General features: G+C 71.6%; 14 protein-coding genes. 2 read left to right on the top strand and 12 right to left on the bottom strand.

Annotated features, from left to right (window positions below):
* Positions 1–161 precede the first annotated feature (161 nt).
* The gene (locus tag DMB66_RS27170; RefSeq protein WP_125806947.1) at positions 162–665 is read left to right on the top strand and encodes a hypothetical protein; all 504 of its coding nucleotides are present in this window, start codon (positions 162–164) and stop codon (positions 663–665) included.
* A gap of 136 nt (positions 666–801) precedes the next feature.
* Positions 802–1,722: a MerR family transcriptional regulator gene (locus DMB66_RS27165; RefSeq protein ID WP_125806946.1), complete on the top strand. Its 921-nt coding sequence runs from the start codon at positions 802–804 to the stop codon at positions 1,720–1,722.
* 175 nt (positions 1,723–1,897) lie between these two features.
* On the opposite strand, the gene DMB66_RS27160 is transcribed toward DMB66_RS27165, so the two are convergent.
* The 12 genes from DMB66_RS27160 to DMB66_RS27105 form a co-directional block, all read right to left on the bottom strand.
* Positions 1,898–3,649, bottom strand: coding sequence for an RICIN domain-containing protein (locus DMB66_RS27160; protein ID WP_233624868.1), 1,752 nt, complete (start codon positions 3,647–3,649; stop codon positions 1,898–1,900).
* 251 nt (positions 3,650–3,900) lie between these two features.
* Positions 3,901–4,383 carry a MarR family winged helix-turn-helix transcriptional regulator gene (locus tag DMB66_RS27155; protein ID WP_125806944.1) on the bottom strand — a complete coding sequence of 161 codons (483 nt, stop codon included), beginning with the start codon at positions 4,381–4,383 and terminating at the stop codon, positions 3,901–3,903.
* A 17-nt stretch (positions 4,384–4,400) separates the two neighbouring features.
* On the bottom strand, positions 4,401–5,264 hold the full coding sequence (locus DMB66_RS27150; RefSeq protein WP_125806943.1) for an MBL fold metallo-hydrolase: 864 nt from the start codon (positions 5,262–5,264) through the stop codon (positions 4,401–4,403).
* 60 nt (positions 5,265–5,324) lie between these two features.
* Positions 5,325–6,125 (bottom strand): enoyl-CoA-hydratase DpgD, encoded by an 801-nt coding sequence (gene dpgD / locus DMB66_RS27145; protein ID WP_125806942.1) that lies wholly within the window; start codon positions 6,123–6,125, stop codon positions 5,325–5,327.
* Positions 6,122–7,423 (bottom strand): (3,5-dihydroxyphenyl)acetyl-CoA 1,2-dioxygenase DpgC, encoded by a 1,302-nt coding sequence (gene dpgC, locus DMB66_RS27140; RefSeq protein WP_125806941.1) that lies wholly within the window; start codon positions 7,421–7,423, stop codon positions 6,122–6,124. The genes dpgD and dpgC overlap by 4 nt, the downstream gene beginning before the upstream one ends.
* Positions 7,420–8,088 (bottom strand): enoyl-CoA-hydratase DpgB, encoded by a 669-nt coding sequence (gene dpgB / locus DMB66_RS27135; RefSeq protein WP_125806940.1) that lies wholly within the window; start codon positions 8,086–8,088, stop codon positions 7,420–7,422. Before dpgB ends, dpgC begins: the two co-directional genes overlap by 4 nt.
* Complete coding sequence (gene dpgA, locus DMB66_RS27130; RefSeq protein WP_125806939.1) at positions 8,082–9,188, bottom strand: 3,5-dihydroxyphenylacetyl-CoA synthase DpgA; 1,107 nt, start codon at positions 9,186–9,188, stop codon at positions 8,082–8,084. Before dpgA ends, dpgB begins: the two co-directional genes overlap by 7 nt.
* Before the next feature lie 174 nt (positions 9,189–9,362).
* On the bottom strand, positions 9,363–10,772 hold the full coding sequence (locus DMB66_RS27125) for a prephenate dehydrogenase (RefSeq protein WP_158647377.1): 1,410 nt from the start codon (positions 10,770–10,772) through the stop codon (positions 9,363–9,365).
* Between the two features lie 2 nt (positions 10,773–10,774).
* Positions 10,775–11,836 carry a 4-hydroxyphenylpyruvate dioxygenase gene (gene hppD, locus DMB66_RS27120; protein ID WP_125806938.1) on the bottom strand — a complete coding sequence of 354 codons (1,062 nt, stop codon included), beginning with the start codon at positions 11,834–11,836 and terminating at the stop codon, positions 10,775–10,777.
* A 39-nt stretch (positions 11,837–11,875) separates the two neighbouring features.
* The gene (gene aroH, locus DMB66_RS27115; RefSeq protein WP_125806937.1) at positions 11,876–12,238 is read right to left on the bottom strand and encodes a chorismate mutase; all 363 of its coding nucleotides are present in this window, start codon (positions 12,236–12,238) and stop codon (positions 11,876–11,878) included.
* Positions 12,238–13,557, bottom strand: coding sequence for a PLP-dependent aminotransferase family protein (locus tag DMB66_RS27110; RefSeq protein WP_233624864.1), 1,320 nt, complete (start codon positions 13,555–13,557; stop codon positions 12,238–12,240). The genes aroH and DMB66_RS27110 overlap by 1 nt, the downstream gene beginning before the upstream one ends.
* 112 nt (positions 13,558–13,669) lie before the next feature.
* Positions 13,670–15,031: a cation:proton antiporter gene (locus DMB66_RS27105; protein WP_125806936.1), complete on the bottom strand. Its 1,362-nt coding sequence runs from the start codon at positions 15,029–15,031 to the stop codon at positions 13,670–13,672.
* Positions 15,032–15,214: the final 183 nt, after the last annotated feature.

Below are 15,214 nucleotides of genomic sequence, written 5' to 3'. Positions count from 1 at the left end.
CTCCGGCTCGGCGAGCAGGGTGTCATCGGTTCATATGGAATCGACAGCGTCCCGAGCCTCGGCGCACAGGCTCGGCCCGGATGCTGCTCTGAACAGGGCGGGCCGCTGACCGCTTCGTGACGGCCGTGGCACGATGCCACGGCCCGAGCACAGGAGGATTCGTGTCCCTTTCCGTCGTACTGTTTCGCAACCGGCGCCTCGCCGCGGGCCTGCTCGCCGGGGTCACCGTGGCGACGCTGGCCGCGTGCGGCTCCAAGGACGACAGCTCGGGCGCTTCGACCACCCCAGCCAACGGGAGCACCGAAAGCACCGGACGCAACGGCGGCCCGGGCGGCGGTGGCGGCGCCATGGCGGCGTACTTCCAGTGTCTCCAGCAGAATGGCGTGACCATGGGCGGCCCCGGCGGCGGCACCCCGCCGTCCGGCGCACCCGGCGGGACGATGCCTTCCGGTGCCCCCGGTGGCGGCGATGGCGGCCCGGGCGGCAACGGGACGCCACCGTCCGGCGCACCCGGCGGCGGCAACGGTGGACCCGGCGGCGGCCCCGGCGGCGCGCGGACCATCACGAAGCCGGACGGGGTCACCGACGAGGTCTGGGCCAAGGCGCAGTCGGCCTGTGCGAGCCTGGCTCCGTCGGCGGCGCCAGCCGCGACCGCCTCCTCGTGACCCGGCGGCTGGTCCGGCCGCGTGCCACGGCCGGACCAGCCGCCCGAGCGAGACGGTGGAGACTCTGTGCCCCGCCTTCGATCCGGAAACGGTGAGCACTTGACTTTGCAGCGGCTGCAACGTTGAGGATTCACCCATGGACGAACACTCCGGCCTGCTGACCATCGGCCAGCTCGCGCACCGCACCGGCCTGGCCGCACGCACGCTGCGCTTCTGGTCGAACGAGGGAGCGGTGCCGCCGGCGGCCCGCTCGGCGAGCGGCTACCGGCTCTACGACGCCGCCTCGGTGGCCCGCGTCGAGCTCGTTCGCACCCTGCGGGAGCTGGGCCTCGGCCTCGACGACGTGCGCCGGGTGCTCGACGGCGGGGCCACGGTCGCCGAGGTCGCCGAGACGCACGTGGCCGCGCTCGACGCGCGGATCCGTTCCCTGAAGGTCAGCCGGGCCGTGTTGTCCACCGTATCGAAACGTGGTTCCACCGCCGAGGAGACAGCACTGATGAACCGGTTGGCACGGCTTTCAGCTACCGAACGCATGCAGATCATCGACGATTTCAAGGAGGACGTGTTCGGCGGCCTCGACCTCGAACCGGGTCAGCGTGACCAGATCCGCGACCTCCGCATCGACCTGCCCGACGATCCCACTCCCGAGCAGGTGGACGCCTGGATCGAGCTGGCGGAACTGGTGCAGGATCCGGATTTCCGGGCTCGGATGCGGGTCTTCCTGGAGCTGAGCACCCCCGGGCCCGGACAGCGCAAACCGCCCGGGGCGAGCATCTGGTGGGCCCGGCAGATCGTCAACACCGTCGCGGAGGCCCGGGCCGGCGGCATCCACCCCACCGGGCCCGCCGCGGCCGACCTGGTCTCCGAGATGGTCGGCGACGCCGATCCGGCCGCCGTGCTGGCCTGCCTGGAGGCGGGGATCGAGGCGGGCGCGGAGCAGTACCGCAGGCTTGCGTCCCGGGTACGCGGACAGCGCAGCGCGCCGGACGCCACCGAGGAGCTGCGCTGGCTGGCGACAGCTCTCCGGACCGCTGTTAAGGTTCGGGCCAGGTCATGAGCGCCAGCGCGAAGCCATGTTTTCGATCATCGATGCGGAGTGGCCGGCTTGTCGCACCTCGCTGGAGGCGCGGCTCGCGAGAACCGGGAACCGCTGAGGCGGGCACCCGTCAGACTCGCGTTGCCTCCCGGCCGGACGGCCGGGAGGCAACAGCGGGGTGCGGCCTCCTGGGTTCTCAGCCGGCGAGCGGCATCACGCGGGCGATCTTGATGCTGGTGCTGGTGCTGCCGGCCGCCGGGTAGGCGGCGCTGCCGTCGGCGTACGCCTTGAACGCCTGGTAGCTGTGGTCGCGCACGGCGATGGTGAACGGGGAGCCGACGGTCTGGGCGGTGCCGGCGTCGTACACCTGCGCCAGCATCGACGACCCCGACTCCCAGGCCAGCAGCATCCGCCCGGCGCCGTAGCTGACCAGGTGCGGATGAGCGGTTGCCGCCGCCGTGGTGATCGTGGTGTCCGAGGCGCCGGTGGTGAAGTGGTCCAGCCGGGCCTTGCCGCCCTGGCTCCACGCCGTCCAGTAGCCCGTGGTCTTGGCCAGCACCAGATCGCCGCCGAACAGGGTGCCGTCACACGTACCCGCCGCGACCGTCCGGTACGGATCCGGCTGAGCGATCCGGCAGTTGTTGTCGGTCGCGCAGACCATCACGAACTTGTTCGCTCGCGGGTCCCAGACGATCCGCGACGTCCACGCGTGACTACAGCCGAAGTTGAAGCTGCCACGCCCGTCGAGCAGCGCCCCGGTCGGCCCGACAACCTGCATCCGGTCACCCTGGTGGATGTCCACGCAGGCGCCGTTCTGGACGGTGATCGCCACGCCGAAGTAGGCGGCGTAGTTGGCGCCGTCCGAGGCCAGCCGGCCGTGGTGCTGATACCACCACACGAACCGGGCGCCGTCGTCGTATCCGCCCCGGGTGGCGGTCAGGTTGGTGACCTGCTGCTCCCACACCTGCTGACCCGCGGTGTCGAACCGGATCATGTGCATCGTGTTACACGGACTCGACGACCCACCGCACAACGGCCCGGTGCGGCAGTCACCCCGGCGGGTCAGCAGCAGCACCCCGCCGGTCGCGTCGGCCTGCACATCCTGCAGGTCGATCCCGGTGAAGCTGGTAGGCGTACCGACCAGCTTGTCGTCGCAATCCAGCCGGCCCAGGTAGACCTTGCTGTCCGTGCCCTGCCACGCCAGCCACGACCCGCCGTCGGGGGAAGCGGCGACCGCCATCGGCAACGTCTCCGTGTCACCCTCCTGGCCGTAACCGGTGACCGCCGTGCCGACGTTGACCTCGGACACCTTCACCTGCGGCGTCGCGCCGGCCACCCGCCCGCAGCCCTCGGCCGACGGTGCCGACGAGCCGGGCGTCGCCGACGGGCTCGAGGACGGGGAGGCACCGCCGGTGGGCGTGGCACTGGTGGCGCTCGGCGTCGCGGACGGTGGCACCGACGACGGCGTCACCGACGGCGACGCGCTGGGCGACGCCGGCAGGGTCAGTCGCCACTGCTGGTTGGTCCCGCTGTGGCACGCCCAGCTGATGATCGACGCGCCGTTCGCCTTGGATCTGCCGGACACGTCGACGCACTTGCCGGTCCGCACGTTCTTGATGGCGTAACCGCTGCCGGACCGGGTCACCGCGAACGTCTGCTCGGCGCCGCCGGTGCAGGTCGCGACCAGCCGCACCGGAGTTTCGCCGGTCACGCCCAGACATCCGCCACCGGTCAGTGGCGCGATCGTGTATCCACCCGCGGCCGGCGTCACCCGCAACGCCTGCCGGGCGGCCGCACCGGTCGCACACGCCTGCTGCGTCACCGGCCCGGCAGCACCGGACGTCGTGATGCACTTGCCGCTGTGCACGGCCTCGATCGTGTTGGGCAGTGCCGCGGTGACCTCGGCCGCGGCGGCCGTCACGACGGCGATCCCGCCACCGGACGCCATCACCACAGCCGCCGTTGATACGAACAACCAGCGCCGCGAAAGCGCGAACTTCTTCACAGGAGCACATCTCCAAGGACTCGTCAGCGGTTGCAGGACGACGTTCGTCCGCTGCGGAGAGTGACCCTCCCCGATCGCCGGACACGCATTAGTGGCCGCCGATGCGCAAAAGGTTGCCCGCGTTCGCCACATCGGGATCTCCGCGGTCCGCGTTCAGTCGTCCCGCGGCCCTCCGGCGACGATCCGAAAGCGAGTCACAAGCAGGATCCCCGGTCCTCGGCGTCGCCGATGATCGTGAAGAGCATCCGGCGCAGGGCCTGGACCTGGTCCTGACCGAAGCTGTTCAGGACCGACTCCTCGACGGCGGCGCAGGCGCCGGCCACCGTCGCGCGCAGGGCCTCGCCGTCCTCGGTGATCACGGGGAGGCGCAGCCGGCGGTCGCGCGGGTCGTGGTGGCGCTCGACGAGGCCCCGGTGCTCAAGCCGGTCCAGCTGGCTCATCAGGGTGGTCTTGTCCAGCCCGAGGGATCGGCCGAGCTCGCCCTGGGTGAGGCCGGGGGTCTTGGCGAGGGCGCTCAGCACGATGTAGTCGCGCAGCGCGAGGCCGTGCTGCTCGGCCACGTCGCCGGTCACGCCGCGCATGCGCTGCGCCGCCCGGTGCAGCAGCCAGGTGATCTCGGACTCGGCGGAGGGGCGGGGGCCGACGATCTCGGGCACCGGCGATGGCAGGCTTCGCATCCGAGAACCGTACGTCTTCAGCGGGACGGCGCCGCGGCCTCGGTCGTCAGCCGGGGGATGCCGGCGTAGGAGCCGAGGTCGTGCGCGGGGACGATCCGGATCAGGCCCGCCAGGGCGATCATGCGGAGCAGGTCCCGGCGCAGCTGGACGGGGTCGCTGTCGGCGAGCCTGCTCAGCAGCCACGGCCGTTCCACCCGCCGGCGGATGCCGTCGAGCTGCCAGGTCAGGTCGCCGATGAAGGCGTACCGCTCGCCGGAGGGCACGGTCACGAAGACGATCACGGAGCCGGTCGTGTGGCCTCCCGCGAGGACGATGACCACCGAGCCGTCGCCGTGGACGTCATAGCTCGACGGAAAGCCGAGGTACGGCCGGCTGTCGAACCCGTATTCGTGGATCTCGTGCCCCGGGGAAACGTGACGGAAGACCTTCCCGTCCGGATCATCGGCGGCATACTCCCGTTCGTTCGCGTTGATCCAGACCGGCGTGTCCCGGAGGCTGTCGAGGCCGCTCGCGTGGTCCCAGTGCGAGTGGGTCAGCAGCACACCCAGCAGCCTGCCGCGGTCGTAGCCGGCGGCGTCGAGCTGCTCGCTGACCGTCCGGCCCACCCGATAGGGGGCGCGCATGAACCGGGGAAGCATCGCGACGTGCGCCGCGACGCCGGCGCCGAAGCCCGCGTCGATCAGCAGGTCCCCCTTGGGGTGCCGCACCAGAACCGCGGACGCGGCGAAGTCGCGCTTGTCGCGAAACGATCCGCCGCGGAAGGCGAGGGCCGCCCGGGTCTCGTAGGTGCCGGTGGGCAGGTGGTAGAGGGCCATGCCGGCGGGTGGGTGGGCTTCGGGCAGGGGTCGCGTCCAGGAGGAGGGCTTCGCGAGAGGAGACATGCCGATATCGTATGAGCCGAGAAAGTCTGAGACAAGAGGATCTCGCCTCGGGCGGCACCGTCATTGCCCGGTCCATATCGGCGCCCGCTTCTCCGCGAAGGCCCGCGGGCCTTCGACGGCGTCGGCGCTGCGCCGACGCCGTTCCTCCCACCCGTACGTGGCAGCGAAGGCGTCAGGCAGCGGCAGGTCGACCGAACGCAGCGCGGCTTCCTTGATCGCCCGCACCGACAGCGGCGCGCTCGCGACCAGCTCCGCGACCCAACCGTCGACGCACCCGTCCAACCGATCAGCCGGAACCACCTCATTGACCAACCCGTAGGCATAGGCGGTGGCCGCGTCCAGCCGGCGGCCGGTGAGCAGCAGGCCCATGGCCACCTTCTGCGGCAGCTGCCGGATCAGCCGGAACACACCGCCGGCGCCCGGCACGAGCCCCAGCCGCACCTCCGGCAACCCGAACACCGACTGGTCGGACGCGACGACCACGTCGCAGGCGAGGACCAGTTCGAAGCCGCCGCCGAGGGCGTACCCATCGACCCGCGCGACCACCGGCTTGCTGAAGCCGAACCGCTCGGTGAGCCGCGGCCAGCCGGGTTGTCCCCGGCTGCCGAATGACGACGCCGGGGTGCCCGCCGCATCGCGGCGGGCCCGCTCCTTCAGGTCCTGACCCACGGAGAAGGCCCGGCCACCCGCCCCGGTGAGCACCACCACCCTGACCTCGTCGTCGGCCTCGACGTCGTCCCAGATCTCCGCCAGTTCCTCGTGCATGCGCAGGTCCATGGCGTTGAGCACGCCGGGACGGTCGAGCGTGACCTGGGCGACGTGCTCCTTCTTCTCGTAGCGCACCCGGGCCGGCCCGGTCATGCCGCACGGCCGGCGAACCGGCCCACCTTGTCGACCACATCATCAGCGTGGATACGCAGCGCCTGTTCCAGCGCGAACTCCGCCAGATACTCACGCAGGTCGTCCAACCGCTCCTCAGCCACATTGATCATCCGCCGGTTCGCCGCGACGGCCGCGCCGGAGAACCGGGTCAGGGCCCGCTCGACCGCCTCGTCCAGGTCCTCCGGTGGCACGACCTCGTCCACCAGCAGGCGTGCCTCCGGCTCGGTGGCCTTGATCCGGCGGCCGTCGAGGATGACCTGCCGGGCCAGCCGGGCCCCGGCGATCCGGCCCAGGCGCAGGTTGGCAGCACCCGGCACGATCCCCTCCCGAGCGGCCGGCAGACTGAGATACGCATCCGAGGCCGCCAGCACGTGGTCGAAGACCAACAGCAGCTGGCAGCCCCCGCCGATCGCGAACGTGTCGACCGCCGCCACCCACGGCTTCTGCACCGGCGGCATCCAGCTGTCCGACTGCTCGTCGGCGAGGCCCCGCACCAGCTTGTGCAGATAGCCCAGCTCGCGCCGAAGAAGGAAGCCGGTCAGCGAGATCCGGCCGGCGCTGATGCTCTTGAGGTTGATCCCGGCACTGAACACCCGACGACCCCGATAACGCGGATGGCTCATCACACCACCGCGGACCAAGCCCACCCGCACCGAAGGATCAAGCAGGACCAGATCGACAGCGGTCTCCATATCGTCGACCTGCTGCTCATCCTCGGCATTGAGACACTCGTCCCGGCACAGGGTCAGCCGGGCCACCCCATCCCGCCGCTCCACCCGCACCGCCTCGGTCTCCAGCACCCCGGTGCGCAGGAACTCCGGAAGCAGCTCCAAGGCGCGAGGCGTGGGCCGCAACATCGCCGCCATCAAGTGCCGGCCGGAGCGTTCGGAGCGCAGCACCGCCCGCAGGAAGATGCCCTGGTCGATCTCACGCCCCTCCTGGTCCGCCTGCGGGCGGGACCGTTCCTCCGCCAACTGCTCAGCGGTGGGAACCAGACCGGGGAACGCGTACGCGGCGGCCTCCGCGAGCTCCCGCACCCGTCGGTGCCGGGTGCGGCTCTCGGTGAGCTCGTCGTAGACCTGATCGGCGTACGCGTTCAGGAAACCGGCCCGCCGGCGGCGGATCGCGTCGTGCGCGGCCGCCGCCTCGGCTCGCTGTTCGGCCGTCCGGCCGCGCGGCGATGGCAGCGCCGCGAGCACCCGTTCGGTATCCGCTGCGGCGTCGGCCAGGCGCGCCCGGTCGGTGCTGAGGTTTCGCGGCGGAGCCGCCGTGGTCATGAGGCGGCGGCCCGGCGCAGGGCGCGGTCGCAGGCGGCCAGGTGAGAGCCGAGAGCCTCCTCGAAGCTGTGCTCGGGGGCGTCGAGCATCAGCTGCCGCCGGATCGCCAGTTCCTTGCCGGTGATGGTGCCCGCCACGGCGGCGATCTCGGCGAGGACCTCGTCCGCGTGGTCGACGACGACGTCGATCAGCCCGGCCGCCGCGGCCTCCTCGGCACCGATCGGCGTGCCCAGCAGCCCCGCCTTCCGGAGGCGCCACCTGGCCCCCTGCCGGGCGAGCCGGTACAGCGCCATGCCGGGCCAGGTGGCATCGCCGCTCGAACTCACGACGAAGCCCGCACCCGCGACGGCGATCCGGACGTCCGTGGCCAGCAGCACGTCGAGTGCCGTGCCACCGCATTGGCCCGCCGTGACGGCGACGGTGACCAGGCCGAGGCGTTCCAGCCGGCGCACCGCGCGTTCCCACTTGGTCAGCAGCCCGACGCTGAGATCCTTCGTCCACCCGGGCCGCGGAGCGCCCGATGCGTACACGATCAGCAGGCCGGAGCCGTATTCGTCCTCGGCCCGATCGCAGATTCTCAGCAGCGCCTCGACGGCCGCCGGTGAGACCGGCTCGCTTCCGTCGACGCGCAGGACCAGGTCGCCGATGCCCGCCGCGGTCACCACTGGACCAACGCTGTCTCGATCGTCGAGCCGGGGCCCATGGTCATCAGGACTCCGTAGTCTCCGGGCATGGTGACGCCTTCCTCGGCCAGTCGCTCGTAGGAGAACAGGAACGAACCGCTGGAGACGTTGCCGTGGTCGCGCAGGACCCCGATGGTGTGCCGGACGTCGTGACGGCTCAGGCCCAGGTTGACCACGACCGCGTCGATGACCTTCTTGCCGCCGGAGTGCACCAGCCAGTGCCCGATGTCGCTGCGGCGCAGCCCGGTGCCGGCGAGCAGGCGGTCGACCACCTTCTCGGCGTTGGCGCCGACGACGTACGGGATCTGCGGGTCGAGGAAGAAGCTGAAGCGATCGAGGTCGCTGTCCCAGTCGTAGCGCATCGCGTCGACCGCGTCGGTGATCAGGAAGCTGGCGAACTTGAGGATCCGCGGTCCCGGCCGGGCTTCGCCCGGTCCGTCGCTGACCAGCGCCAGGGCGGCCGCGCCGTCACCGAAGAGGCTGTTGACCACGGCGGTGCGCATGGTGCCGTCGAGGGCGTACGCGGCCGAGCAGGCCTCGGCGCAGAGGACGACGCCGAGCTCGCCCGGGTGGGCCGCGGACCAGCCGGCGACGACGTTGAGCGCGTTCAGGCCCGCGTTGCAGCCCATGCCCACGATGTCGGAACGGCTGCAGTGCGGGTCGATGCCGAGGTCCTTGATGATCAGCGCGCTCAGCCCGGGGGTGAGGAAGCCGGTCGACGTCACGCAACACAGGTGGCGCAGATCCTCCAGCGAGGCGCCGATGCTCGTGAGGCAGTTCCGCAGGGCCTGGCCGCCCATCTCGATGGCGAGGCGCTTGTGCTTGGCCAGCAGCTCGCCCTGCGGCTCGGGCCGGCGCAGGCCGTCGGCGCCGGGCGCCGGCAAGGTGAGGCGGCGATTGGCGATGGCGCTGTTCAGATAGACGGACCGGACCTTCGAGTCCTCGATTCCGAGAAGCTCCAGCAATTCGGGCTGGGAGACCGATGTCCCGGTCACCGCGGTGCCCACCCCGACCATTCTCGAAATGGTCGGCACGGCGATCGGGACGCGGGACTCCGCGGGACGCTCAAGGGTGGCAGTCATCGGTACATCCACCCCCACATACGGCGTTTACTGCGCAACATTGTCTTGACTGACTCGGCAGTCATCACGGACCTCCTGGGATGTGGCGAATAGCCTGACGCGACGGTATGGGCGAGCATTCATCGACGTCAAATGCCTGTCCAACCGCCGGTTCGCGCGCTCAATGCCGGCCGGTCATCGCTCCACCAGCCGGATCGCCGTGCCCGGGCACACCGCGGCGGCCTGCCGCACCATCTCGTGCCGGTCGGCGCCGGGCGTGGGGTCCAGGACGACCGCCACGCCGTCCTCGTCGCGCTGGTCGAAGACCTCTGGCGCGGCCATGACGCACTGGCCGGCGGCGATGCATTTCGGCTCGTCGAACTCCACTCGCATGGACGGCTCCTCACCAGGTAGTTGACCGGCAGCGACGGGCGACCGGCCCCGGGCCGGCTCAGCGACGGGCGACCGGCCCCGGGCCGGCTCAGCACCGGGCGGCCGGCCCCGGGCCGACTCAGCGACGGGCGGGGCCTGCTCGGGACGGCTGACATTCCAGCCGGCCGCGGCGAGCTCCGCCATCGCGGCATCGGCCGCGGCGGCCGGGACCTCGAGGTGAACCACCAGGTCTTCGTCGCCGGGGCGGACCGCATCGGCCCGGTCCGCGATGACGCCGTGCGGCGCCGCCGCGTGCAGCAGACGGCCCAGGGCGCCCGGATCTCGGTCGAGCACCGCCCGGAGCCGGGCGGTTGCGCCGGATGGCCTGGTCCGGACCGCCCCGGCCACGCCACGCGCCAGCACGTCGGTGACCGTGCGCACGGCTCGGTCGTGGCCGTCCGGCCCGGACCCGGCCAGGGCGTCGACCGCGGCCGACAGCCGGGTGAGGTCGCCGCGGACCTCGCGGAGCACCGCGGCCACCGCCGGGGCATTCGACCGGACGATGTCGGCCCACAGCGCCGGGTCGCCGGCCGCGATCCGGGTGACGTCGCGCACGCCCTGGCCGACCAGCGCCTCCGTGCCGGCCGGCGCGTCGCGCAGCCGGGCCGCGGTGAGGCTCGCCATCAGGTGGGGGACGTGCGAGGTCACCGCCACCATGGCGTCGTGCGCCCGGCTGTTCAGCCGCACCGGCACCGCGCCGCAGATCTCGGCCAGGGTGGTGGCGTTCCTCAGCGCCACGTCCCCGGTCCGCTCGGACGGGGTCAGCACCCAGGTCTTGCCGGTGAACAGGTCGGCGGTGGCCGCCAGCGGGCCGGATCGCTCCCGGCCGGCCATCGGGTGGCCGCCGACGTACGCCACCGGGTCGGGCGCCAGCCGCAGCGCGTCGCGCTCCGGCTCGCCCTTGACCCCGGCCACATCGGTGTAACTCCGCGCCGACCGCCGTTCCTGCGCGTCCCGCAGCACCGGGCCGACCTGGGCGGGCGGCACCGCGATCAGCGCGAGGTCCACCGGGAGGCGGGGCGTCTCGGCCAGTCCCGCCCCGAGCGACTCGGCCACCCGGGCGGCCGTGACGTCGCGATCGGCGAGGAAGACGGTGACCCCGGCGCGCCGCGCGGCCAGGGCCACCGAGGTGCCCACCAGCCCCGTTCCGATCACCAGCAGGCTGCGAACCATCGTCAGGCCTGCGCCGCGGCCTGCTCGCGCTCGACCGCCTCGTACAAGGCCTTGATGTTGTTGGTGCCGAAGGTGCGCGCGCCGTGCCGCTCGATCAGCTCGTAGAACAGCGTGTGCCGCGGGTGGGTGGACGCCGTGAAGATCTGGAGCATGACGCCGGCGTAGTCCCGGTCGGCGAGGATGCTGAGCTCGCGCAGTTGCTCCACCGGCACGCCGACCGGGCCGAGCCGCCCCGGCAGCGCCTCGTAGTACTCCCCCGGCGTGGACAGGAAGGACACGCCCTGGGCGGCGCAGCTGCGGACACCGGTCACGATGTCCTCGGTGCGGAAGGCGACGTGCTGCACGCCGGCGCCACCGTGGGACTCGATGAAGGAGTCGATCTGCCCCGGGTCGCGGGTGGTGTCCGGCTCGATGATGGTGAAGGTGACGCCGCCGGATCGGCTCTGCACCACCTTGGAACGCATCGCCTGCTTGCCGACGATGATCTGCTCCTCGAAGGTCTGGTCGAGGCCGAACATCTGCTGGTACCGGCGGATGGCGCCGTCCAGTTCGCCGGGCGGCAGGCACACCGCCACGTGATCCACCTCCCGCAGCAACCCGGCGGCGGGTGCCGGGCGCTCGGCGACGCGGCCCGGGGCGAACGGTCCGGACGGGTGCCGCCGCGAGGTGAAGCGGTGCTCGACGTCGCCGAACCCGTCCACCGCGGCGAAGGTGACCGGGCTGCCCTCGGGGTCGAGGGTGCTGGGCGGCTCGAGCGGCATCGCGCCGCCCTCGACCGCCTCGGTGAAGGCCGCGGCGGCGTCATCGACGGCGAGCCCGATCACGGCGATGCCCTCGCCGTGCCGGGCCAGATACTCATGTGCCCGGTGCCCGGTGGTGAGCGGCTCGGTGACCAGCAGGGTGATGTCGTGCTGGCGGAGCAGGATGGAGACGCGGTCGGTCAGCCCGGTGTCCGGGCCGCCGCGGCCGTGGACGGTGAAGCCGAACCCGGTGCGGAGCCGGTCGGCGGCCTCCTGCGCGTCCTCGGTGAAGATCTCCAGATGGTCGATCGTGCGAATGTCCATGTCACAGCTCTCCATCGTCAGGCCGGAATGGTCGCGGTGTCATTGCTCGAGGTCGGGGCGCAGCGCCTCGGCACCGCCCAGGTAGACGTGCCGGATCCTGGTCCGGCTGCGGTCCACATCGACGTGCGCGAGCAGGCGCACCACGCGGGGCATGGCGCCCGGTACGGCGATCTCGCTAGCACACAACAGCGGCACGTCGTCGAGCCCGGCCTTGCGGGCGGCCAGGGCCGGGAACTCGGCGGTCAGGTCCGGCGTCGTGGTGAACAGCACGCTGACCACGTCACCGCTGGCCAGGTCGTTACGGGTCATGACCTCGGTGACCAGTTCGGTGGTGGCCTCCACGATCTGCGACCGCTCGTCGGCGGCCACCTGGACGGCCCCGCGGATGGCATGCACCGTCATCAGTGCCGTCCGATCGCGAGGCGGCCGGTCTCGGCCTCGATGAACGCGACCAGGCGGGTGACGCCCTCGTCGATCTCCTCGGGCGACAGGTAACTGACGGAGAGCCGGATGGCGTCGCGGCCACCGTCGTCCGGGTGGAAGTAACGCATCGGGGTCCAGATCACGCCGTACTGCTCGGCGGAACGGGTGAGCGCCGCGTCGTCGACCTCGAATCCCACGGTCAGGCTGAGGAAGAAGCCGCCGCTGGGCTCGTTCCAGCGCACGCCCAGCTCGGCGCGGCGCGATGCGGGCAGCCGGTCGGCGAGCCGGTCGAGCACCCGCCGCATGGCGTCGCCGTAGTGGCCGGCCGCCTTGGCGTTCAGTTCCGAGACCCGGCCGCCGGCCGCCAGCAGCGCGCCGGCCACCACGGCCTGGCTCAGCGACGAGGTGTTGACCGTCACCATGCTCTTGATCTTCGAGAGTTCGTCGGCCAGCAGGCCGGTCCGGCCGTCGTCACCCACCACCGTCTGGTCGGCCACGGCGAAGCCCACCCGCGCACCGGGGAAGATCGTTTTTGAGTACGACCCGAGGTGCACCACCGAGCGGTGCCGGTCCATCGCCTTCAGCGTCGGGGCCGGCTGACCCGGACTGACCAGCCGGTACGGGGTGTCCTCCAGGATCAGCAGATCCTCCCGTACGGCGAGGTCCAGCAACTCGGCCCGGCCGGTCACCGACAGCGTGGAGCCGGACGGGTTGGCGTGGTCGGGCACCAGGTAGAACGCCCGCGGCCGGCGCCCGGCGGCCCGCTCGGCCCGGATCGCCGCCGCCAGGTTGGCCAGGGAGAACCCCTCGGCCGGCTCGGCCACCGGGCTGAGCGTCACGTCGAGCAGCCGGGCCACCCCGGTGATGCCCACGTAGCACGGGCTGGAGACCAGCAGCACGTCCTCCGGGTCACGGATCAGCGCGCGGACGACCAGCATCATCGCCTCCTGCGCGCCGACGGTGACCACGATCGACTCGGCCGGCACGTCGATCTGCTCGTCCCGGCGCAGCGAGTCCGCGATGATCTCGCGGATCTGGCCGGCGGTCGGGCCGTACTGGTAGACCGCCGTGCGGACCTGCGCGGGCGAGGCGCCCTGATCGGCGAGATGGTCGAGATAGCGGCGGAGGTGAGCGAGGACCTCTTCGGTCTCGAAGAAGCCGTCGTACGGCCGGCCCGGAGCGAATGAGATCGCCTCGGGATAGCGCAGGGTCACCTCGTTGAGGAAATTCATCGTGTCCAGGACCGGATCGGAAACGCTCGCATGCAATTCCGACTTACGCAGCACGGATGATTCCACGACAGTTTCTCCGGTCAACGTATCTCCCGGTGCTCAGACGTATCGACGGGATCCAAGAATCACACGCGCGACACCGATGAACAATGCGTCCGACCAACTGTCGAAGCCGCGGTCATGCGGATTTTTCTCCGGCGTTTGACGAGGGCTGCCGGGCGGTGGGGACACCGTTCCAGGTGTCGTGGTCGATCTTGCGGAGCCGCTCGTCCTCGTTCTCGGTGATACGGGCGCAGGCATAGCGCAGCATCGGCGGAGCCATGACCGAGGTGACGACGGCGACCAGCACGATGATCGTGTAGCTCGCGGTGTTCAGGATGCCCAGCCGCAGACCGGTGAGCGCCACCACCACCTCGACCACACCGCGGGAGTTCATGCCCGCGCCGATGGCGAGACCCTCCCATCGGCTCAGCCGGCTGAGGCGGGCACCGGCGTACGCCCCGGCGAACTTGCCGAGGATCGCGACGGCCAGGACGACCAGCGCGGCGAGCGCGACCTTGGGATCGGCCAGCGCGGTCAGGTCCATCCGGAAGCCGGCCGTAGCCAGGAAGATCGGCGCCAGCACGCTGAGCACGACCGTACGCAGGGCCGCCAGCTTCGCCTGGTTCGCCGCCCGGGGCAGCCCCACCAGGATGCCCGCGACGAAGGCGCCGAAGACCGGTTCCATGCCCAGGGCCTGCGTGATCACCGCGCCGGTCAGGACGATGACGACAGCGGCCACGATGCTGGGGCCGGGTGCCTCGCTGCGGTCGGCCAGCCGCATGGCCCGGCGCACCAGCGGCCGGCCGAGGAGCACGGCGAGGACGACGAAGCCGAGCAGGTAGCCGGCCGCCAGCACGACGTGCCCCGTGGCCAGCCCGACCGTCGCGGCCATCGACACCACCGACAGCAGGAACCAGCCGACCGCGTCGTCGATCGTTCCCGCCGCCATGATCATCTGGCCGGTGTCGCGGTGCAGCAGCCGCATGTCGGAGAGGGTCTTGGCGATCACCGGGATGGCCGTCACGCACATCGCCACGCCGATCAAGCCGGCGAACAGGAGCCGGTCCCCGACCGGGGTGCCGCTGATCCAGTCCGCCAGCTGATAGCCGACGATGAGGCCGAGAGCCAGCGGCAGGAGCATGCCGCCCAGGCTGATCCGGGCGGCGGTGGCCTTACGCCGCCGGATCATGGCGACGTCCAGGTGGGTTCCGGTGAGCCCGACCAGCAGCAGGATGCCGATCTGGCCGACCGCGTCCAGCAGGTGCATCTGCTCGGCGGCGCGCGGAAAGATCCAGTCGGTCAGGCCGGGCAGGAGGTGGCCCAGCAGCGACGGCCCCAGGATGACACCGGTGGCCAGCTCGCCCACGATGGCCGGCATGCCCACCCGTTCCGCGAGGGCGGCGAGGAGACGGGCGACCAGCAGCAGCGTCACCACCGCGATCAGGAATACGAGCAGCGCGTGCCCGCCGAGCGACGGCGGCGGCGTGGTGAACCCCATCTGACGATTCCCCCCAGATCGAAACAGCAGCCTTGATCGAACAGAAGCCATGTGAGAGTCGTTCCCCGGACAGGCCGGTGCCCGTTTCGCCGCTGCCTTGATCGGCCGGGCCGACAGGGACACGTGCGACCCCATCATCGAGCCCGCTCCGCACACAAGCGTCCAACCGATCAGCCGGTGCCC

Source organism: Actinoplanes sp. ATCC 53533 (genome assembly GCF_003947245.1).
The sequence above is the reverse complement of the archived record's forward strand: the minus strand, read 5'-3'. Positions and strand labels throughout refer to the sequence as shown.